Origin of the sequence: Bartonella sp. AP258QHHD (assembly GCF_042196145.1) — a bacterium.
Taxonomy (GTDB): Bacteria; Pseudomonadota; Alphaproteobacteria; order Rhizobiales; family Rhizobiaceae; genus Bartonella.
The window spans coordinates 93,010-115,126 of record NZ_JBHIPR010000061.1; the positions used below are offsets into that span (position 1 = coordinate 93,010).

At 38.3% G+C, this 22,117-nt stretch carries 19 protein-coding genes, 2 tRNA genes and 2 pseudogenes; 1 reads left to right on the forward strand and 22 read right to left on the reverse strand.

The genetic code is table 11. From position 1 onward, the window contains the following. Window positions 1-4: 4 nt before the first annotated feature. The 21 genes and pseudogenes from ACFIMM_RS07120 to ACFIMM_RS07220 all read right to left on the reverse strand — a co-directional run bounded on the left by ACFIMM_RS07120 (window position 5) and on the right by ACFIMM_RS07220 (window position 21,413). Entirely contained in the window at window positions 5-292 is a 288-nt protein-coding gene (locus ACFIMM_RS07120) for a succinate dehydrogenase assembly factor 2 (protein ID WP_273791268.1), read from the reverse strand. 65 nt (window positions 293-357) lie between these two features. Then, window positions 358-1,038 carry an ABC transporter ATP-binding protein gene (locus tag ACFIMM_RS07125; protein WP_273791269.1) on the reverse strand — a complete coding sequence of 227 codons (681 nt, stop codon included), beginning with the start codon at window positions 1,036-1,038 and terminating at the stop codon, window positions 358-360. Continuing rightward, window positions 1,038-2,264, reverse strand: a complete 1,227-nt coding sequence (locus tag ACFIMM_RS07130; protein ID WP_375692683.1) for a lipoprotein-releasing ABC transporter permease subunit — start codon at window positions 2,262-2,264, stop codon at window positions 1,038-1,040. Before ACFIMM_RS07130 ends, ACFIMM_RS07125 begins: the two co-directional genes overlap by 1 nt. 52 nt (window positions 2,265-2,316) lie before the next feature. Next, complete coding sequence (gene proS / locus ACFIMM_RS07135) at window positions 2,317-3,642, reverse strand: proline--tRNA ligase (RefSeq protein WP_375628076.1); 1,326 nt, start codon at window positions 3,640-3,642, stop codon at window positions 2,317-2,319. Between the two features lie 203 nt (window positions 3,643-3,845). Continuing rightward, window positions 3,846-5,522 carry a ribonuclease J gene (locus ACFIMM_RS07140; RefSeq protein WP_375692684.1) on the reverse strand — a complete coding sequence of 559 codons (1,677 nt, stop codon included), beginning with the start codon at window positions 5,520-5,522 and terminating at the stop codon, window positions 3,846-3,848. Window positions 5,523-5,567: 45 nt separating this feature from the next. Then, window positions 5,568-6,377, reverse strand: a complete 810-nt coding sequence (locus ACFIMM_RS07145) for a biotin--[acetyl-CoA-carboxylase] ligase (protein WP_375613451.1) — start codon at window positions 6,375-6,377, stop codon at window positions 5,568-5,570. Then, window positions 6,377-7,831 carry an NADH-quinone oxidoreductase subunit NuoN gene (nuoN, locus tag ACFIMM_RS07150; RefSeq protein ID WP_375638390.1) on the reverse strand — a complete coding sequence of 485 codons (1,455 nt, stop codon included), beginning with the start codon at window positions 7,829-7,831 and terminating at the stop codon, window positions 6,377-6,379. The genes ACFIMM_RS07145 and nuoN overlap by 1 nt, the downstream gene beginning before the upstream one ends. Before the next feature lie 17 nt (window positions 7,832-7,848). Beyond that, window positions 7,849-9,318: an NADH-quinone oxidoreductase subunit M gene (locus ACFIMM_RS07155; RefSeq protein ID WP_375628157.1), complete on the reverse strand. Its 1,470-nt coding sequence runs from the start codon at window positions 9,316-9,318 to the stop codon at window positions 7,849-7,851. After that, on the reverse strand, window positions 9,318-11,282 hold the full coding sequence (nuoL, locus tag ACFIMM_RS07160; RefSeq protein ID WP_375638389.1) for an NADH-quinone oxidoreductase subunit L: 1,965 nt from the start codon (window positions 11,280-11,282) through the stop codon (window positions 9,318-9,320). The genes ACFIMM_RS07155 and nuoL overlap by 1 nt, the downstream gene beginning before the upstream one ends. Before the next feature lie 6 nt (window positions 11,283-11,288). Next, window positions 11,289-11,597 carry an NADH-quinone oxidoreductase subunit NuoK gene (gene nuoK, locus ACFIMM_RS07165; RefSeq protein ID WP_273791275.1) on the reverse strand — a complete coding sequence of 103 codons (309 nt, stop codon included), beginning with the start codon at window positions 11,595-11,597 and terminating at the stop codon, window positions 11,289-11,291. Window positions 11,598-11,611: 14 nt separating this feature from the next. Continuing rightward, window positions 11,612-12,232, reverse strand: a complete 621-nt coding sequence (locus ACFIMM_RS07170; protein WP_375611880.1) for an NADH-quinone oxidoreductase subunit J — start codon at window positions 12,230-12,232, stop codon at window positions 11,612-11,614. Window positions 12,233-12,326: 94 nt separating this feature from the next. After that, window positions 12,327-12,818: an NADH-quinone oxidoreductase subunit NuoI gene (nuoI, locus tag ACFIMM_RS07175; protein ID WP_273723184.1), complete on the reverse strand. Its 492-nt coding sequence runs from the start codon at window positions 12,816-12,818 to the stop codon at window positions 12,327-12,329. Window positions 12,819-12,832: 14 nt separating this feature from the next. Then, on the reverse strand, window positions 12,833-13,879 hold the full coding sequence (gene nuoH / locus ACFIMM_RS07180; RefSeq protein ID WP_375632259.1) for an NADH-quinone oxidoreductase subunit NuoH: 1,047 nt from the start codon (window positions 13,877-13,879) through the stop codon (window positions 12,833-12,835). A gap of 21 nt (window positions 13,880-13,900) precedes the next feature. Next, complete coding sequence (gene nuoG, locus ACFIMM_RS07185; protein ID WP_375692685.1) at window positions 13,901-15,970, reverse strand: NADH-quinone oxidoreductase subunit NuoG; 2,070 nt, start codon at window positions 15,968-15,970, stop codon at window positions 13,901-13,903. 68 nt (window positions 15,971-16,038) lie between these two features. Then, the gene (nuoF, locus tag ACFIMM_RS07190; RefSeq protein ID WP_375613456.1) at window positions 16,039-17,343 is read right to left on the reverse strand and encodes an NADH-quinone oxidoreductase subunit NuoF; all 1,305 of its coding nucleotides are present in this window, start codon (window positions 17,341-17,343) and stop codon (window positions 16,039-16,041) included. 129 nt (window positions 17,344-17,472) lie between these two features. Continuing rightward, window positions 17,473-18,163, reverse strand: a pseudogene (gene nuoE, locus ACFIMM_RS07195) (NADH-quinone oxidoreductase subunit NuoE). Next, the gene (locus ACFIMM_RS07200) at window positions 18,163-19,353 is read right to left on the reverse strand and encodes an NADH-quinone oxidoreductase subunit D (RefSeq protein WP_375613457.1); all 1,191 of its coding nucleotides are present in this window, start codon (window positions 19,351-19,353) and stop codon (window positions 18,163-18,165) included. Before ACFIMM_RS07200 ends, nuoE begins: the two are co-directional and overlap by 1 nt. 121 nt (window positions 19,354-19,474) lie before the next feature. Continuing rightward, complete coding sequence (locus ACFIMM_RS07205; protein ID WP_375613458.1) at window positions 19,475-20,086, reverse strand: NADH-quinone oxidoreductase subunit C; 612 nt, start codon at window positions 20,084-20,086, stop codon at window positions 19,475-19,477. Between the two features lie 14 nt (window positions 20,087-20,100). Beyond that, window positions 20,101-20,682, reverse strand: coding sequence for a NuoB/complex I 20 kDa subunit family protein (locus ACFIMM_RS07210; protein WP_375638388.1), 582 nt, complete (start codon window positions 20,680-20,682; stop codon window positions 20,101-20,103). Continuing rightward, on the reverse strand, window positions 20,673-21,038 hold the full coding sequence (locus tag ACFIMM_RS07215; RefSeq protein WP_005773599.1) for an NADH-quinone oxidoreductase subunit A: 366 nt from the start codon (window positions 21,036-21,038) through the stop codon (window positions 20,673-20,675). Before ACFIMM_RS07215 ends, ACFIMM_RS07210 begins: the two co-directional genes overlap by 10 nt. Before the next feature lie 298 nt (window positions 21,039-21,336). After that, window positions 21,337-21,413: transfer RNA gene (locus ACFIMM_RS07220), tRNA-Asp, on the reverse strand. A 173-nt stretch (window positions 21,414-21,586) separates the two neighbouring features. On the opposite strand from ACFIMM_RS07220, the gene ACFIMM_RS07225 reads away from it, so the two are divergent. After that, window positions 21,587-21,662, forward strand: a tRNA-Val gene (locus ACFIMM_RS07225). Window positions 21,663-21,775: 113 nt separating this feature from the next. Here the strand turns inward: ACFIMM_RS07225 and ACFIMM_RS07230 are convergent. After that, window positions 21,776-22,117: pseudogene (locus tag ACFIMM_RS07230) on the reverse strand (XRE family transcriptional regulator); the annotation flags it as partial.

The window sequence follows — 22,117 nt, forward strand, 5'->3', positions numbered from 1 at the left end:
GGGATTAATAACTTAAGCAAGTACGATAATTGGCAATATCACGGAAAAGTGGACTATCAACTTCAGAGGGGGGCAAAATTTCTCCAGTAATCCATGTGAGTAAATCACGATCATCAAAAGACATAATATACTCAAGCTCAGAGAGCGTTCTATCATTCATCCCAGTAATATGAGCATCGACATAATGTCCAAAAATGAGATCCATTTCACGAATACCGCGATGCCATGCACGAAAAATCAATCGACGACGACGAGCATCTAATTGATTTTTGTCAACGACAAAAACTGTCATAAAAAATCTCCTTGAATAAAGTAATATAAACTATTCAATTAGTCGTATAAAATTTTTACCTTGCTTTAAGGAAGTTCTATAATCTTTTGTTCTTTAAGTGTAATTCGACGATGCATTTGCTTAGCCAAAGCGTAATTATGTGTTGCAATAAGAGCAGAAAGACCAGACTGACGAACAAGGATAGATAAAGCTTGAAAGACATAAGCTGAAGTTACTGGATCAAGATTTCCTGTAGGTTCATCAGCCAAAAGAACCGAAGGGCCATTTGCTACTGCACGTGCAATAGCAACACGTTGTTGTTCTCCTCCCGATAACTCTGAGGGACGATGGTTCGCACGATGAGAAACACGCAGATACGTCAATAATTTGCGCGCACGATCTTCTGCTATAGATTTTTTTAATCCTGCTATCATTTGGGGTATCATGACATTTTCTAACGCCGTAAACTCTGGAAGTAAATGATGAAATTGATAAACAAAACCAATATCATTTCGTCTTATAGCTGTTCGCTCACTATCAGAGCGCTTTGCACAAGAAACACCCCGTAACATCACATCACCAGCTGTTGGTTTTTCTAATAATCCAGCAATATGAAGAAGTGTTGATTTTCCAGCACCAGATGGTGCAACAAGTGCGACAAGCTCTCCACGATTAAGAATAAAATTCGCTTTATCTAAAACAATGAGTGGCTTATGACTCTCGAAAAAGTGTCTTTCAATCTCTACAAGCTCTAAAATAGCTGTCATTATTCATACCTCAAAGCTTGTACGGGATCTAGCTTAGCAGCACGCCATGCCGGAATGAGAGCAGCAAGAAACGACAAGAATAAAGCCATCATAGCAACCAAGATGGTCTGTTTCCACTCAATTTGTGCAGGCAATTTTGTTAAAAAATAAAGTTGAGGATTAAAAACGTCGACATTAAATAACCAAGATATAAAATCTTGGATATGATTAATATTCGCGGTCGCGATAACACCTAAAACTAAACCCAATATAGTTCCAATAAAACCAATCATCATTCCTGTAATGATAAATATACGCAAAATCGCACTCTGTTGAGCCCCCATCGTGCGTAAAATTGCAATATCATGACTTTTATCTTTTACAAGCATAATCAGCCCTGAAATAATATTTAAAGCAGCAACAAGAACGATCAGAGAAAGAATGAAAAACATAACATTTCGTTCAATCTGTAAGGCTGAAAAAAAAGCCTGATTGCGTGTACGCCAATCAATTAAATAGACCTGTTGTTCAACTACTTTTTCTACAACAGGTTTTATTTGATCAACAGCATCAGGATCATTTAGAAATAATTCCAAAGACTGAACCTTATCTCCCAAATTAAAAAACATTTGTGCTTCATGGAGAGGCATAAAGATAAATATTGAATCATATTCAGACATACCAACTTCAAAAATAGCAACGACTTTATAAGCTTTCACACGTGGGGTAACGCCAAAAGGAGTCTCATCACCATCTGGAGTAATAATACGAATATCTCTTCCAACTGTCAGTCCTAATTTTTCTGCTAAGCCACTTCCAATTGCAACACCTTCTTCTTGATCAAACCGAGAAATCGATCCTAATTTAATGTTTTGAGAGACTGTTTTAAGCTTTTCTAGATCTTGTTTGCGCATACCACGAACTAACGCGCCAGAGCCACCTTGAACTTCACCTTGAACAAGCGCTTGACCTTCAATAACAGGTAAAGCAAACTTCACACCATTTGTAGTTTCTAAAGAAGAAATAAGAGTCTTATAATCAGAGAAACCAGAATCAACTGTTTGAATAATAAGATGCCCATTCATACCAAGAATACGATTGAGAAGTTCTGTACGAAAGCCATTCATCACCGCCATAACAACAACCAGAGCAAATACGCCCAACATAATCCCAATAAGAGAAATAATTGAAATAACAGATGCAACGACATGTTTTTTATTGGGAATCATATAACGAAAAGCGATCATCCACTCATAAGATGAAAAGCATTTTTTTTCAGCCTCTTCATAATATTTCCTATTAAATTATAGAAAGTTGGCTGAGCACATCTTCAACCTTTAGAGATTTTTTTATTCCTGTTTTTCGATCTTTAATTTCAACTTCATTTTGTGCAATACTGTTAGGACCAACAATGATTTGCGTTGGCAAACCAATCAAATCCATTGTTGCAAATTTTGATCCAGGGCGTTCATTTCTATCATCTAATAACGGATCAAAACCAACCTTCTTTAATCCCTGATAGAGAAACTCACATGCCTGTGTGCATTTTTCATCATCGGGCTTCATATTGATAATCCCAAAATCAAACGGTGCCATAAACTTTGGCCAAATAATACCATTTTCATCATGAGAAGCCTCAATAGCGGCCGCAACAAGACGCGAAGGCCCAATACCATAAGATCCCATAGAGACCACATGCTCTTTTCCATCTTGTCCCATAACTTTTGCTCCCATTGGAGCAGAATATTTAGTACCAAAGTGGAAAATATGCCCTACTTCAATACCACGCGCTGAAAGACGATTATGATCAGAAACTTTAGCCCACTCCTCTTCATTATGCATTTCTTCCGTTGCTGCATAAAAAGATGTCCATTGCTTAACAATATCATCTAAAACAGCTTTATCACTAAAATCGATTGAACTATCAGGAACGGTAAGTTCAAGAAATTGTTTATCACAGAAGATAGCACTCTCTCCTGTTTCAGCCAAAATGATAAATTCATGACTGAGTTCCCCCCCTATTGGACCTGTATCTGCACGCATAGGAATTGCTTTTAAGCCAAGGCGAGAAAAAGTGCGTAAATAAGCAACAAACATACGATTATAAGATGTTTCAGAGCCTTCATAATCAAGATCAAAAGAATAAGCATCTTTCATTAAAAATTCTCGTGCTCGCATCACACCAAAACGTGGACGAATTTCATCACGAAATTTCCATTGAATATGGTATAAATTAAGCGGAAGATCTTTATAAGAACGAACATAAGAGCGAAAAATATCTGTTACCATCTCTTCATTGGTTGGACCATAAAGTAAATCACGCTTTTGACGATCTTTAATGCGGAGCATTTCCAAACCATAATCATCATAACGACCGCTTTCACGCCAAAGATCAGCAGACTGAATTGTAGGCATCAATATTTCTATTGCACCCGCACGTTCTTGCTCTTCACGAATAATTTTACAAACTTTATCAAGCACTTTTTTTCCCAAAGGAAGCCAAGAATAAATCCCTGATGTTTGTTGTCGAATCATTCCAGCGCGCAACATGAAGCGATGAGAAACAATTTCTGCTTCTTTAGGATTCTCTTTTAAAAGTGGAAGGAAATATTGAGAAAGACGCATTGAAATAATTAACTCCTAATCAGATCTATCATATCGGAACAATTTATCACACCCTCTATTCATCTATAGCCGCATTCTGAATACTTGCAAATATAACGATCTTATCATTTAAAAATTTATTGTGCTTTATTCTCTATTTTTCTTATTTAGCAATAAAATAAAAATGCTCTTCTCTTTTTAAATAACGTAATAGGAAAGTTCTTTTATTTTGACCGATGTAAAAAAACTGTACAGATAGGTTTTGTTTGCCAAATTTCATGAACAGCCGCTCTTACTGCACGTCGTGTTGCCTCTCGAATAAGTTCATTATTTTTCTGTTTCATGCGTGGGATATTATAAACTGTATTTTCTACGATATCTAAAAGAATATCTTTTAAACTTTCCCCCTTTCCATTACTTTCAGGTAACCCGAATGTTGTTAGACCTATATCCCCTAATAATTCATGCTTACTATTTATATGGAGAGAAATAGTAACATGACCAGCATAACTTAGTTTACGGCGTTCACGAATCCCTAATTCATCTTCATCTCCAATTAAGCAACCATCCTTATAGATGCGGCCAACAGGAACTTGATCAATAACTTCTACAGGCTCTGGTGCAAGACGTAACATATAGCCATTTCTGATATCCATAACAGTTTTAATACCCGCTTGACGTGCTAAAGTTGCCTGAGCCTTAAGATGCATTGCTTCCCCATGTACAGGGACAAGTATTTGTGGCTTTATCCAATCATACATCTGTAAAAGTTCTGAACGACGGGGATGACCTGAAACATGAACAAGTGCATCTTCATTCGTAATAATTTTAATACCCAAATCAATGAAACGATTTTGTACCTCAATAATCGCTTTTTCGTTTCCTGGAATACTTCGTGATGAATAAATAACGGTATCACCAGCGGAAAGTGCAATATTTTTCATTCCATCACGTGACAGTTTAGCCAAAGCAGCACATGGCTCACCTTGGCTCCCTGTGACAATTAAAACAAGATCTTTTCGCGAGATGTACCCATAATCATCTTCCGTTACAAATGGTGCTAAACCATTCATATAACCAAGCTCTTGTGCAACCATAATACTTCGCTTAAGGGAACGCCCAATGACAAGCACCTTACGTCCAGCAGCTTCAGCTGCAAGAGCAATAGAACGTATCCGACCAATATTAGAAGAAAAAGTTGCTATCGCAACGCGCCCTTCAGCTTTAGAAATAATCTCTGAAAGACTGGCTTGAACTTGCTGTTCTGAAGGAGAGATACCATCCCGACATGCATTTGTGGAATCACAAAGTAATGCTAAAACACCTTTTTTGCCTAAAGCACGAAATCTTTTTTCATCGGTTACAGCCCCGAGTGAAGGGGTATGATCAATTTTCCAATCACCAGTATGAATCACAGTCCCCAAAGAGGTTGTAATTGCTAAAGATACAGATTCTGGTATTGAATGGTTAACGGCTATAGCCTCTACAGCAAAGGAACCTACCTGAAAACAATCACCAGCTTGAAAAATATTGAGTAAAATTTTTTGAGATTCAAAATCTAATTGTTTTTTAGTTTCCAATAATCCTGCCGTAAAAGGCGTACAGTAAATCGGCACTTGTAACTTTGGACATAAATCAAGAACGGCCCCATAATGATCTTCATGTGCATGTGTTAAAACAAGACCCCGTATATTGTGTTTTTCACTTTCTAGAAAACGAATATCAGGCAAAACAAGATCGACACCTGGTAATTCAGAACCAGCAAAACTAATCCCCATATCAACCAGCAGCCATTCACGAAGATATTGGGGACCAAATCCGTAAGCAGCTAAATTCATCCCTATTTCACCTACACCTCCCAGAGGTAAAAAAACAAATTCACATCTATTGGCTGCAACCATAAACATCTCCCAAATCATTAAGGTATCTGATGATAAAATAATTTTTCAATAACGGCCTGCATTAACAGAATCAGCCAAACCAAAATGAACATCCCCAGCTGTTATAATGGCTGTCTGACCGTCTTTTCGCTTTATGATGCAGTTAAAATCACTATCAAGACCATCAAAAATACCCTCAATGACTTTTTCATCATTCACCACTTTGACATGTTTCCCAAGATGAGCGGAATATAAAAGCCATTTTTTTCGGATTATTTCACATCCTTTTGGTTGTTTCCAAAGAAGGTAATTTTTAGAAAAACACTCCGTCAAAACCGTAAATAATTGTTCTGCATCAATACGCAACCCGATATTCTTTAAGCTTGAAGTGGAATAGGGCGCATCTTCATAATTATATTTCACATTTATTCCAATACCAATAACCAAGGCATATTGTTGTGATGACAATTTTAAAATCTCAAGCAAAACTCCAGAGCTTTTTTCTCCTCTGAGCAAAATATCGTTTGGCCATTTTAAGCTCACAATATTGTTTGTCTGCTTTTCCTCTTTTATCAATTGTTTTATTGCCTCTGCCACACTTACTCCAGCAACAAAACCAAGTTGAGCCGCAGTTTGATGAACAATATCATCAATTAATAAAAGACTAGAATAAAGGTTCCCTTTTGGACTAGACCAAGTCCTCCCTCTTCTTGCTCTTCCCTGTGATTGTTCTTGTGCAACAATCCAAAGATTACCTTGATGACCAGTTTGCGCTTTTCGTTGCGCAATAAGATTTGTTGAATCAACACTATCGTACGCTTCAACAGTGTATCCCTGTTTTTGTGCAAAATCTGATAAAGTATAAACCATATTCATTAAAACAATGCTGTTGCTGCTTTTTCTGCTAGCTCAGCGAACCAAACTCCAAAAAGCGCGTAAAATAAAATAAAGAATACAGAAAGACCAAGACAAAATTGAAGCTCTTTCGATAAAGCAACAAAATGCGCTTTTGCATCATCAAACCACATAATTTTAATGACTCGCAAATAGTAAAAAGCCCCAACTACAGACGCTATCATCCCAACGACAGCAAGTGGCGTAAGTCCAGCGTGGACAGCAGCAGAAAATGTATACCACTTTCCAAAAAAACCAGCCATAGGAGGTATGCTTGCTAAAGAAAAAAGCTGTATTGTCATCACAACAGCCATAAACGGATTCGTCTTTGCTAACCCTGAAAGATCATAAATATTTTCAACATTTCCATTCTGAGAGCGCATTCCAAGAATAAAGGCAAATGAACCAAGCGTCATTCCAAGATAAATAGTCATATAAAGGATAACGCTTTTTATCCCAAGCATATCTCCAGCAGATAAACCAACAAGTGCATAACCCATATGACTGATCGACGAATAAGCCATTAAGCGCTTAATATTATTCTGACCGATTGCAGCAAAAGCACCCAGTATCATTGATGTAATCGCCATGAACACCAAAATTTGTTGCCATGCAGGCATCACGTTATCAACACGCCCTAGGGGAATAAAGGTCACCACAATAATACGGATGATTAAAGCCATTGCAGCAACTTTAGGGGCACCAGCAAAAAATGCTGTAATCGGTGTGGGCGCTCCTTCATAAACATCAGGTGTCCACATATGAAACGGAACAGCAGAAATTTTGAAAGCCAAACCAGCTAAAATAAAGACAATTCCAAAAATGACCCCCAATTGTACATTTTTGCCCTTTAAAGCAAGAGCAATTTCGTGAAAACCAATTTGACCGGTAAAACCATAAAGCAAAGAAATACCATAAAGAAGCAACCCTGAAGATAATGCTCCTAAAACAAAGTATTTTATACCGGCTTCAGAAGATTTTACATTATTACGATTAATCGCTGCTAAAACATATAAAGCTAAAGATTGCAGCTCTAACCCCATATAAAGCGACAGCATATTACCCGCTGAAATCATAAACATCATTCCAAGGGTTGCTAAAAGAACAAGTACTGGAAACTCAAATATATTAAACTTTTGTGCATTGGCAAAACCAACAGACATGATAAGAGAAAAGAGTGCACCAATAAGCATTAAAATTTTCATATAACGACTAAAGGAATCGATAACGAGCGCATTGGTTTGAAATGAACCATTTTTCGGAAAAACTATAAGAATAATAATGGTTGCCACAAGAAGTGCCATAGCTAAACCTGTCACTGTTAAAGAAGCACGTGTATTGGAATAAACACCAATCATAAGCAGCACGACAGCTCCTAATGCAATTAAAAGCTCTGGAAGAATTAAGACTAATTGCGCTATTATTTCAGTTTGCATGTGCATTCTTCCCTTATCTAGTGCAGTTTATTGATGAGGGTTTCTACGGAAAACGCCGTTGCCTTAAGAATAGGCGTTGGATAGATACCAAAGAATATTGTAAGAATAACCATTGGATAAAGGAGGAGTTTTTCTCTTAAAGAAAGATCTATTAATACTTTTAAATTCTCTTTATCCAAGGAACCAAAAATCACACGCCGATAAAGATAAAGGGCATAGGCTGCCGATAAGATAACACCTGTTGTTGCTAAAACAACAACCAATTTATTTACTTGAAAAACACCTATTAAGGTTAAAAATTCACCCAAAAATCCTGAGCTTCCAGGCAAACCAACATTTGCCATGGTGAAAATTAAGAAAACAACAGCATATTTAGGCATATTATTCACTAAACCACCAAACGCTGAAATTTCACGTGTATGCAAGCGATCATAGATAACCCCAACACAAAGAAACAATGCTGCTGAAACAATTCCATGGGATAGCATCTGATAAATAGCCCCTTGTATCCCCTGTTCATTCACAGCAAAAATACCCATCGTTACATATCCCATATGCGCTATTGAGGAATATGCAATAAGTTTTTTGATGTCACTTTGAACAAGTGCAACCAGTGATGTATAAATAATAGCGATAAGCGATAATGTGAAAACAAAAGGCGCAAAATCTGCTGAAGCGATAGGAAACATAGGTAAAGAAAAACGAAGAAAACCATACCCACCTAATTTAAGTAAGACACCAGCTAAAATAACAGAACCCGCTGTCGGTGCTTCTACGTGAGCATCAGGGAGCCATGTATGAACTGGCCACATTGGCATTTTAACTGCGAAAGAAGCAAAAAATGCAAGCCATAGCCATATTTGCATATGAGCAGGAAACTGATAATTGAGTAAAGTTGGTATATCAAGTGTCCCAGCCTCCCAATACATAACCATAAGAGCAACCAGCATAAGCACTGAACCAAGTAAAGTATATAAGAAAAACTTTATACTTGCATAAACACGACGTGCTCCTCCCCATACACCTATAATGATAAACATTGGAATGAGGCTGCCTTCAAAAAAAACATAGAATAGCATTGCATCAAGAGCACAAAAAACACCAATAATCGCAACTTCTAGAAGAAGAAACGCAATCATATAGGCTTTTAATCTCTCTTTAACATTCTCCCAACTTGCTAAAATACAGAAAGGCAAAAGAAAAGCCGAGAGAACAACAAAAAGAATAGAAATACCATCGACCCCCATATGATAGCTAATACCACCCCCTAACCAACTGGATTTTTCAACCATTTGAAAATTTTGGTTGCTAGAATCAAATCCTATCCAAATAATTAAAGAAATAATAAAAACAAATAGAGTCGTAAAAAATGCGACATTACGTATATTATGGCGTGCTACTTCACTATCATCTTTGATAAACAAAATCAGAAGAACACCAACAAGCGGCAAAAATGTAACCGTAGAAAGAATAGGCCAATCGGTCATTAGTTTACGCCCCCGATCATCATCCATGTAATGAGCAATGCAACGCCGATAAGCATTGCAAATGCATAGTGGTAAAGATAGCCTGTTTGCATTCGAACAACTCTATTTGTAATATCAACAACACGCGCTGCAATACCATTGGGACCTAGACCATCAATAATCTTACCGTCTCCCACTTTCCAAAGAAAAGAACCAATTCTAAAGGTAGGACGAACAAATAAAAAGTTATATAATTGATCGAAATACCACTTTTGGTAAAGAAAGTGATACACTCCTGGCATAATACGCGCCATTTTCTTGGGAAGAGAGGGAGCCACAATATAAAATAAATAAGCCAACATAAACCCAAGAATCATTGCTATAAAAGGCGACCATTTTACCCAATTAAAAACATGGTGAGCATCATGAAGAATATGATTATGGCTGCTTGTAAACAATGCTCCCTTCCAAAAAGCATTATACAAGTCACCAAAAAAGTAAGGTTGGAAAACGACACCAGAAAATATTGCTCCAATAGATAAAAGAAAGAGTGGAATCAACATAACTGGAGGCGATTCATGAACATGATGCATCACATCAACTGTTGCCCGTGGTTTACCATGGAATGTCATAAAGATAAGTCGCCATGAATAGAAACTTGTTAAAAAGGCAGCAAAAACAAGAAGATAAAAAGCATATCCTGAAGCAATATTATGAGATGCAAAAGCAGACTCTATAATCGCATCTTTTGAGAAGAAACCTGCAGTCCCGAAAAGTGTTCCTGGAATTCCAACTCCGGTCAAGGCAATGGTCCCGACCATCATCATCCAATAGGTGATCTTTATATGTTTGCGTAACCCACCCATTTTTCGCATATCTTGTTCATCAGACACAGAATGAATCACAGAACCTGCACCAAGAAACAATAAGGCTTTAAAAAAAGCATGCGTAAAAAGATGAAAGACAGCAGCGCCATAAGCTCCAACACCTAATGCCACAAACATATAACCAAGTTGAGAGCATGTAGAATAAGCAATAACACGCTTAATATCATTCTGCACCAACCCCACAGTTGCTGCAAAAAACGCTGTTGTTGCACCAACAATAATAATCACGGTCAAAGCAGTTGAAGAAAGTTCAAAAATTGGCGACATACGCGCAATCATAAAAACACCAGCCGTTACCATTGTAGCGGCATGAATAAGCGCTGATACAGGGGTTGGCCCTTCCATTGCATCAGGCAGCCAAGTATGTAAAAGAAATTGTGCGGATTTTCCCATCGCACCAATAAATAATAAAAGACATGTAATGGTAATTGCCGTCTGCCCATCAAATTGCCAATCTAAAAATGTCATATTTTGTATAAAGCTCTTGTCGGCAGCTTTTGCAAAAATAGAGGCAAAATCAACCGATTGGAACAAAACAAAAATACTAAAGATTCCTAAGAGAAAACCAAAGTCTCCAACACGGTTAACTACAAAAGCTTTCATTGCGGCCTTATTAGCAGAATCGCGCTGAAACCAAAAACCAATGAGTAAATAAGAAGCAAGTCCGACACCTTCCCATCCAAAAAACATCTGAATCAAATTATTGGATGTGACCAACATAAGCATCATAAATGTAAACAAAGAAAGATAAGAAAAAAAACGAGACCTTGAAGGGTCATGGTGCATATAACCAATTGAATAAATATGCACTAATGCCGAAACACTATTCACAACAATAAGCATGACAGCTGTTAATGCATCAACATGTAAAGCCCAATTAAAGCTTAAGTCACCAACAGTCATCCAATGTAATACCAATACATCAATCGCTGGAATATGACCAAGTGCAGTACTGAAAAATGCTATCCACGATAATATGGCAACAACAACCATAAAGCTACATGTTATCAATTCACTCGCACGATCTCCTATCGTTTTTCCACCTAGTGCAGCAATTAAAAAACCCAAAAGCGGAAGAAAGACAATCGTATAATACATCACTGGTTAGCCTTTCATTACATTAACATCTTCAACCGCAATGGAACCACGATTACGGAAAAAAACGACCAGAATTGCTAAACCAATGGCAGCTTCAGCAGCTGCTACGGTTAAGACAAATAAAGCGAATACCTGACCAACGAGATCATGAAGAAATGCTGAAAATGCAACAAAATTGAGATTAACTGAAAGCAATATAAGCTCAATGGACATCAAGATAATAATCACATTTTTTCTGTTGAGAAAAATTCCAGCAATACCAATTGTAAACATCAAAGCAGAAACAGTGAGATAATGTGTAATATCAATATACATCTGCATAGCCCCCCTTACATACCTTTGCCTGATTCAACTTGTTTGATTTCAATGGCACTTTCTACCGTTCTAGAAACTTGCTCCGCAATAGATTGCCGCTTTACTCCTAATTTATGACGAAGTGTTAAAACAATAGCTCCAATCATTGCAACCAATAAAATCATTCCAGCAATTTGAAAATAGAAAACATAATCCGTATAGAGAATATCACCTAATGCTTGTGTATTTGTTCGCTGCGCTAAATCTGGCATTGGTTGCGTAACATGCGTTCTCAAGACTGGAGAAAAATAGCTACTCATAAAAACAACAATCAATTCTACAGCGATAATAACACCAATAAGAGCTCCAATAGGAGCATACCGAAGAGTTCCACTCTTTAACTCAGCAAAATCAACGTCAAGCATCATAACGACAAATAAAAATAAAACAGCGACAGCTCCAACATACACAACAAGCAGAATAAGCCCTAAAAACTCTGCTCCTGCAAGTAAAAACAAAGCTGCTGCATTAAAAAATGCGAGGATTAAAAACAAAACAGAATGCACTGGATTGCGTGCTGTAATAACAATAACTGCACTTGTTAGCATAATAAAAGCAAACAAATAGAAAAATGCCGCCGCTAGATCTGTTAGCATAGGCTTCTCCTTAATTATTCAAACAATTGGTATAAACTTCATACCAGATTACAATTTATCGGAAAAATATCCGACACCTCATTTAACGATACACTTAACGATAAGGCGCATCCATCAATATATTTCGAGCAATTTCTCGCTCCCAGCGATCTCCATTCAATAAAAGTTTTTCTTTATCATAATAAAGTTCTTCACGTGTTTCCGTCGCAAACTCAAAATTTGGACCTTCGACAATAGCCTCAACCGGACAGGCTTCTTGACAAAAACCACAGTAGATACATTTAACCATGTCTATATCATAACGGACAGTTCTACGTGTACCATCATTGCGCCGTGGACCAGCTTCAATTGTAATCGCTTGAGCAGGACAAATCGCTTCACATAATTTACAAGCAATACACCGTTCTTCACCATTTGGATAGCGACGCAATGCATGCTCACCACGAAAACGCTGAGATACAAAACCTTTTTCATAAGGATAATTAATCGTGGGTTTTGGTGAAAAAAATTGACGCATAGCTAAGAAAAAAGCACTCACAAATTCCAATAGAAGAAGTGACTTTGCCGCCTGAATAAAACCTGACATCGTAAAATCTCCTCTTAAACGAAATCCGTAAACTTTAAAAAAGCAGCAGTTATCACAACCATTGCTAGTGAGAGAGGAAGAAAAACCTTCCAACCAAGCCGCATGAGCTGATCATAGCGATAACGTGGAACAAATGCTTTAACCATAGCAAACCAAAAAAATACAAAACAGACTTTTAAAACAAACCAAATGATACCAGGAACCCAATTAAGCCACCAAACATCTAAGGGAGGCAGCCAACCGCCTAAAAATAGAATGGTTGTTAATGCGCACATTAAAACAATCGCAACATATTCACCTAGAAAGAAGAGCATGTAAGGCGTTGAAGAATATTCTACCATATGACCAGCAACAAGTTCGGATTCTGCTTCCACCAAATCGAATGGAGGACGATTTGTCTCTGCAAGCGCAGAAATAAAAAATATAATAAACATTGGAAAAAGGACCAACCAATTCCAATCGAGAAAACTGTTAAAAGGAAGACCAAGAGTTGTACCAAGCCCGTGCGTTTGTTTAAAAACAATTGTTGTGAGATCTAACGAACCACTTATTAAAATGACAGTCACAAGCACAAAACCAATGGAAACTTCATAAGAAACCATTTGTGCCGCCGAACGAAGAGCTCCTAAGAAAGGATATTTTGAATTTGATGCCCATCCCCCCATAATAACACCATAAACTTCAAGAGATGAAATGGCTAAAATATAAAGCAAGCCAACATTAATCTTTGCAATCTCCCAACCCTCATTGACAGGAATAACAGCCCAAGTTGATAAAGCAAGTGTCGCTGAAACAAAAGGAGCCAAAAGAAAAACACCCTTATTTGCACCTGCAGGGATAATAGGCTCCTTAACAACAAATTTAATTAAATCTGCAAAAGACTGTAACAAACCCCATGGTCCAACAACGTTTGGTCCACGACGCAATTGTACCGCTGCCCAAATTTTTCTATCTGCATAAAGAAGATAAGCAACTAAGACCAAAAGAACGACCAAAAGAAGAAGTGTTTTTCCGATTATAATGAGTAATGGCAACAGCCAAGTCATAAAGAAATCATACATCATTATTCCTTTTCCTTTGCCTTACTTTACTGTTTGTGTAGCACGGTTTTTTGCAAGAGATGAACATTCAGCCATAACAGCAGAAGCACGTGCTATCGGATTTGTTAAATAAAAATCTTTAACCATAGAAGTAAATGCTTGACTCTCGAGAGAAACCATTTTTGAACCAAGCGCCTTAAGACCACTTATATCAGAAGGCACTATATCATCAACAGCACAAAGGTGTGGATAATCATTAAACAAGCATTGCCTTAATTGAGAAAGAGAATCAAAAGGGAGCTTTTGTCCTAAAATATCCGATAAAGCACGCAAAATAGCCCAATCTTCTTTTGCTTCACCTGGAGCAAAACCAGCCCGATTTGTCATTTGAACACGTCCTTCTGTATTCACATAAAGCCCTGATTTTTCAGTGTAAGCAGATGCAGGCAAAATAACGTCAGCAGCATGTGCACCATTATCACCATGGCTCCCAATATAAACTGTAAAAGCTTTTGTATTGGCTAATTCTACTTCATCAGCACCAAGCAAAAATAGAACTTCACAGGTTTTAAGTATATTTGCAACCCCAAGCTTAGAAGTAAAGCCTATGTCCAACCCTCCAACAATCGAAGCTGCATTATGAAGAACCCCAAACCCATTCCATGTCTCACTAAGAGCACCTATATTATCAGCTAATTTAGCAAGACTTTTTAAAACAGATAAACCTTCACTTCCTGAAACCGCTCCCTCTCCGATAAGAATAAGGGGCCTCTTCGCTTCTTTTAAGACATTATAAAAAACATCCTCTCCACGAATAAGTGTCGTTAATGTATCACTCCCAGATCCAAGGTAAGAATAAGGATAACGTAAATCGACTTTCTCTCCAATTAATGCAATAGGAAAATTGCCCATCCGTTGGCGCTTTAAAATACGCGCATTTAAAACAGCTGCTTCATGACGTGGATTAGATCCCACAATAAGCAGTGCATCAGCCTGTTCAATACCTACAATTGTAGGATTAAAAATATAACTCGAGCGCCCAAACTCTGGCGATAAAGCCCCCCCTCTTTGACGACAATCAAAAAGCGTTGAGCCCAAAGAACTCAATAATGCTTTAAGGGCATACATTTCTTCAACAGAAGCAAGATCCCCCGCAATGGCTCCAATTTTTTCTGGAAAAATTTTAGAGATTACCATTTTAATTTTTGCAAAAGCTTCTGTCCAACTGACAGGTTGAAGCTTTCCATCTTTGCGTACATATGGCTTATCAAGCCGCTGAGTCCGTAATCCATCCCAAATAAAACGCGTTTTATCAGAGATCCATTCCTCATTTACATCTTCATTCGTACGCGGCATAATCCGCATAACTTCACGGCCGCGGCTATCAATACGGATAGCACTACCAAGCGCATCCATCACATCAATCGATTCCGTTTTTACCAATTCCCACGGACGGGCATGAAACGCATAAGGTTTTGAAGTTAGAGCTCCCACTGGACAAAGATCAATAACATTTCCCTGTAATTCAGATGTCATAGCTTTTTCAAGATACGTCGTAATTTCAGCATCTTCACCACGACCGATCAAACCAAGCTCAGAAATACCTGCAACTTCCGTTGTAAAACGAACACACCGTGTACAATGAATACACCGTGTCATAACAGTTTTGACAAGAGGTCCAATATATTTATCTTCTACAGCACGTTTATTTTCTGTATAACGAGAACAATCTCGTCCATAAAGCATTGCTTGATCTTGAAGATCACACTCTCCCCCTTGATCACACACTGGACAATCCAAAGGATGATTAATGAGAAGAAATTCCATAACACCTTCACGTGCTTTTTTTACCATCGGTGTATTGGTAAAAATCTCAGGTGCCTCACCGTTAGGCCCTAATCGTAAATCACGAACCCCCATAGCACAAGAAGCCTGAGGTTTTGGTGGACCACCCTTAACCTCAACTAAACACATACGACAATTTCCAGCAATTGACAAAGATTCATGAAAACAAAAACGTGGAATTTCTGCCCCAGCCGCCTCAGCAGCCTGAAGCAACGTGTAGTAATCAGGAACTTCAATCTCTTTGCCATCAACTTTGATATTTATCATCACCCATCCAACCTGCGGATAACCCACTTAAAATTTGCATTCGGTCGTTCTTAAAACAAAATCCTTTATTAAACCGCTTCTAAAGCAATATTTTTGCTTTGGACTACATTTCGCGTGTATTCATCAATTCTACGCTCGATTTCTGGACGAAAATTACGTATCAACCCCTGTACAGGCCATGCGGCAGCATCACCAAGCGCACAAATAGTGTGTCCTTCAACCTGTTTAGACACTTCAAACAAAAGATCAATCTCGCGTTTTTGCGCTCTTCCCTCAACCATACGCCCTAAAAGACGCATCATCCATCCCGTCCCCTCACGACACGGTGTACACTGACCACAACTCTCGTGCTTGAAAAAAGCAGCTATACGCCAAATTGCCTTGATAATATCGGTTGATTTATCCATAACAATCATTCCCCCTGTGCCAAAAGAAGACCCGACATCTCGCATCCCATCAAAATCCATGATCGCATCGATCATATCCTCACCACGAACGACTGGACAAGAAGCCCCCCCTGGAATAACTGCTAAAAGATTATTCCATCCACCACGAACACCACCCGTATGTTTTTCAATTAATTCACGGAATGAAACACCAAGAGCGTCTTCAAATGTACAAGGTGCATTAACATGCCCTGAAACCATAAATAATTTCGTTCCAACATTATTTGCTCGTCCGATTGATGAAAACCACGAAGCACCCCGCCGCAAAATCGTTGGAACAACGGCAATAGACTCTACATTATTTACTGTTGTTGGACAGCCATAAATCCCCATATTGGCAGGAAATGGTGGTTTAAGCCGAGGTTGTCCCTTTTTTCCCTCAAGACTTTCAAGAAGAGCTGTTTCTTCACCACAAATATAAGCACCCGCTCCATGATGAATAACAATATCACAAGCATGCCCATATTTCGTTTTTTTGCCAAGTAAACCCGCATCATAGCATTCATCAACCGCAGCTTGAAGCGCTTCACGTTCACGAATATATTCACCACGAATATAAATAAAAGCAACATTGGCTCCCATAGCAAAAGTAGCGATTGCACATCCTTCAATCAAAGTGTGGGGGTCATGACGTAAAATATCACGGTCTTTACAAGTTCCAGGTTCAGATTCATCGGCATTGACAACCAAATAATGAGGACGTCCATCATTCTGCTTTGGCATAAAGGACCACTTCATTCCAGTAGGAAAACCAGCACCACCACGACCGCGTAAACCCGATGCCTTCACTTCATCAATGATCCAATCACGACCTTTGTCAATCATTTCTTTCAGACCATTCCAATGCCCACGCAACATCGCAGCCTTTAATGATTTGTCTTTTAAACCATAAATATTGGTGAAGATACGATCTTTATCAGCTAGCATACCCCACCTTTTTTTCTATCACCCATAGCATTTTCCGCTTTTCCTCAAATGCAATTTTTAAATATCTTTTCAAGATTTCTTACTTTTCGTTAAATGTTGCCATCATGGGTAGAATAATAAAATATTTTCTCAAGAAAAATACTTAATTATGTTCCCCATTCTTTCCTTATCCTTTTTTGGTGAAGACTTGAGAGATCTTTTTTTCTTTCTCATCATCAATAAGAGAAGTTAAACCACTAATCGGTTCCGACGATTTACGACTATTTTGCGGACCAACCTCTATCTCAGAACCCTTACCTGCTTCAAATGCATCAATAATTTCTTCAAGGCGTTCAGCTGTAAGATCTTCATAAGTATCTTTAAAAATCATAACCATCGGAGCATTCACACAAGCACCAAGACACTCCACCTCTTCCCATGATAAGGTTCCATCCTGATTGGTCGCAAAAGGTTCATGATGAATTTTTTTCTGACAAACTTTAATCAATTCATCAGAACCACGTAACATACAAGGCGTTGTACCACAAACTTGAATATGCGCTTTTGTTCCAACAGGCTTAAGCTGAAACTGAGTATAAAAAGTAGCAACTTCTAAGACACGGATATAAGCCATGGAAAGAATCTGAGCAATATGCTCAATCGCAGCACGTGTCACCCAACCATCTTGCTCTTGAGCACGCATTAATAATGGAATTACAGCAGACTGCTGACGCCCTGCAGGATATTTTTTTATGGTATTTTTTACCCATATCTGATTTTCTTTTGTAAAAGAAAACTCAGCGGGCTGATAAACATCATCTGCAAGACGGCGTACGGACATTAGCGATCAACCTCCCCAAAAACAATATCAATCGAACCCAAAATAGCTGTAGCATCTGCTAACATATGACCTCTGGTTAAAAAATCCATAGCTTGGAGATGAGCAAACCCAGGAGCACGCAACTTGACACGATAAGGCTTATTGGTTCCATCAGAAACAAGATAAACACCAAACTCACCCTTCGGAGCTTCCACAGCAACATATACTTCTCCAGGAGGTGTATGAAAACCTTCCGTATAGAGTTTAAAGTGATGAATCAGTGCTTCCATCGAGCTTTTCATTTCACTCCGCGTCGGTGGTACAATTTTGCGATCCAAGCTCGAAACTGGTCCATTTTTTTCAGTACTCAGTAAACGTTCCACACATTGGCGCATAATTTTCGCTGATTGACGCATTTCTTCCATACGAATAAGATAGCGATCATAACAATCGCTATTTTTACCTATAGGAATATCGAATTCCATTTCATCGTAACATTCATAAGGCTGACTTTTACGCAAATCCCATGGAACACCAGCTCCACGAATCATAACCCCAGAAAAACCGCGTGCCCAAGCTTCATCAATACTTACAACGCCAATATCCACATTACGCTGCTTAAAAATCCGATTTGGGGTCACAAGCGCGTCAAGTTTTCCGAGAGAAACAAGAAATGGATCAATAAAATCACCAATATCCTCAACTAAAGATTCTGGTAAATCTTGATGCACGCCACCAGGACGAAAATAATTTGCATGAAGACGAGCACCACAGGCACGCTCATAAAAAATCATCAATCTTTCACGTTGCTCAAATCCCCAAAGCGGTGGTGTTAAAGCACCAACATCCATTGCCTGTGTCGTTACATTAAGCAAATGATTAAGAATACGCCCAATTTCAGAAAACAAAACACGTATTAATTGCCCTCTTTTAGGAACTTTTATATCTAATAACTTTTCAATAGCAAGAACAAAAGCATGTTCCTGATTCATAGGAGCAACATAATCCAAACGATCTAGATAAGGACCAGCTTGGAGATAAGTCTTTGTTTCCATTAATTTTTCAGTACCGCGATGCAACAACCCAATATGTGGATCTACACGCTCAACAACTTCACCGTCCAGCTCCAGAACCATGCGCAAAACCCCATGCGCGGCAGGATGCTGCGGACCAAAATTGATATTAAAGTTTCGAACATTGACCTCAGCCACAATCAACCCCTTGCTTTTTAAAAAACTTCATATCAAATATCAAAAAAATCTATCACGCTAAAAAATATTTAATTATTTAAGAAATACAGTACCCTAATATAATGCCTTATCAAAACCAATATTATTTTTTTTCATCTGCTTTCCCATCACATGGCAAAGTATACTGTCCTCCTTCCCAAGGAGAAAGAAAATCAAAATTACGCATCTCTTGGCGCAAAACAACAGGCTCATAAATCACCCTCTTTGCTTCATTATCATAACGGCATTCAACAAATCCTGTCACAGGAAAGTCTTTGCGTAAAGGATATCCTTCAAACCCATAATCTGTTAAAATCCGTCTCAAATCCGGATGTCCTGAAAATAAAATCCCATACATATCATACGTTTCTCGTTCATACCACTCTGCACCAGGATAAACCGTACAAGCTGAAGCAACAGGAGTATTTTCATCAGTACGAACCTTTACACGTAAGCGTAAATTCTCACGAGGAGATAACAATTGGTAAGAAACATCAAAGCGCTTATCGCGAGAAGGATAATCCACACCACTAATGTCTGTAAGATTAATAAATTGACAGCGAGAATCATCACGAACAAACATTAAGACATCGATAATTGCATCAAGACGTGCCACAATGGTCAATTCACCAAAAGCAAGAACAGTCTCTTCAAGCTTATTTTTTAATTTGTTTTCCAAATAAGCAGCAAGCTCAACCAATGTTTCATCCACCATGACAAAAAAACTCTCTATCGCTCTATGGATCCGGTACGACGGATTTTTTTCTGTAGCAACAATATGCCGTATAATAATGCCTCTGCTGTAGGTGGACACCCTGGGACATATATATCGACAGGCACGATACGATCACATCCCCGCACTACTGAATAGGAATAATGATAATATCCCCCACCGTTTGCACATGATCCCATAGAAATCACATAACGTGGCTCTGGCATCTGATCGTACACTTTTCTTAAAGCAGGAGCCATCTTATTTGTCAGAGTACCTGCCACCACCATCACATCTGACTGGCGGGGTGAAGCTCGTGGTGCATATCCAAAACGCTCATTATCATAATGAGGCATTGAGCATTGCATCATTTCGATAGCACAACAAGCCAAACCAAAACTCATCCACATTAAAGAACCGGTACGTGCCCAAGTAATCAAAGCATCTGCCGAGGTAACTAAAAAACCCTTATCTGATAATTCAGCATTGATATCACGAAAAAACTTATTGTCAGATCCTATCAGCCCACCAGTATTTGGATCAATGATTCCTTTTGGTTTTGGAGCCTCAATCGTTGAATTATTAGATCTTAATTCCATTCAAGGGCTCCTTTTTTCCATTCATATATAAATCCAATAGTCAAAATCGCTAAAAACACAATCATCGACCAAAAGCCAAACATACCTATTGATTCGAATGAAACAGCCCAAGGAAAAAGAAATGCAACTTCAAGATCAAAAATAATAAATAAAATTGATACCAAATAGAAACGAATATCAAACTTCATGCGTGCATCACTAAATGAATTAAACCCACATTCATAAGCCGATAATTTTTCAGGATCGGGGGAACGATATGCTACAATGTAAGGTGTAATCAACAAAACTCCAGCAATAACCGCTGACACAATAATGAAAATCAAGACTGGCAAATAAGAGCTCAATAAATAAGCCATAACCCTCTTCCATCGTAACGAAATGCCTGAGTTTAACACAATGATTCAATATTGCGAGACCAAACAGACAAATTTAACAATCGCTCTATTAACTCTATTCATACTGCTTCTAAGGCATACAGAGCGATACTTTTCTTATCGGCATAGGTAACGCAGAGCAAAGAAAGACGCAAGCCCTATTCTTATAAACCATATAAAAAGAAAGAAAAAACATATTTATTCCCCGATCAAACACTCCACCACATTACTCATAGCATATGGATATTTTAAAAAGGAAATTTCATAAGGAATCACGAAATGGCGCGAGTGACGGGGCTCGAACCCGCGACCTCCGGCGTGACAGGCCAGCACTCTAACCAACTGAGCTACACCCGCGCATTTTTTTCGAACCAATTTAATTTGGTACAAGCGGTCGTGTAAGGGGTTCATGCGTTCATGTCAAGAAGGATTATGCATTTTTAAAAAAAATTATCAAATCCCATCTTTATTCTTGCGTTTAGAAAAATTCTTCCTTAAATAGTCTCCATTCAATTGCTGATCATTGCATTGGGCGATTAGCTCAGCTGGTAGAGCGCCTCGTTTACACCGAGGATGTCGGGAGTTCGAGTCTCTCATCGCCCACCATATAGCTTTATATTCCTATTAAGTTTTTGAAATTCATATCTTTTTTGCTGCGAGGGATGCCTTAATAAAGTTAGGGGAATAGGGTTTTCACTATTTCCTTTACAAAGCGTATTCTTTTTGCCAGCTTTCTCTAACAATTTTTTAATAGTTCTAAATCTTTTCTTGTGAAATAATGTTTATCAGTCTAGCAAACATACCAACAGCTTCACATCTAAATGTATCAGAAGACTTTATAGTGAAACTTTTACAACAAGCATCCGATTCTCTTCTCAAAATTTCTGCTGCCTCTTGATCTAAACCATAAAGCTCTATGATCTTTTCCTCCAGTCCTACAGGAACAGATTTTTTGCTAATCTCGACAGAAGATAAAAATCCTACAGATATGTCTAATTTCTTAGCCATATCTAAGAGGCGTTCGGAGTGATCAATGCGAAGTTTCCGTAAAATTTTACCAA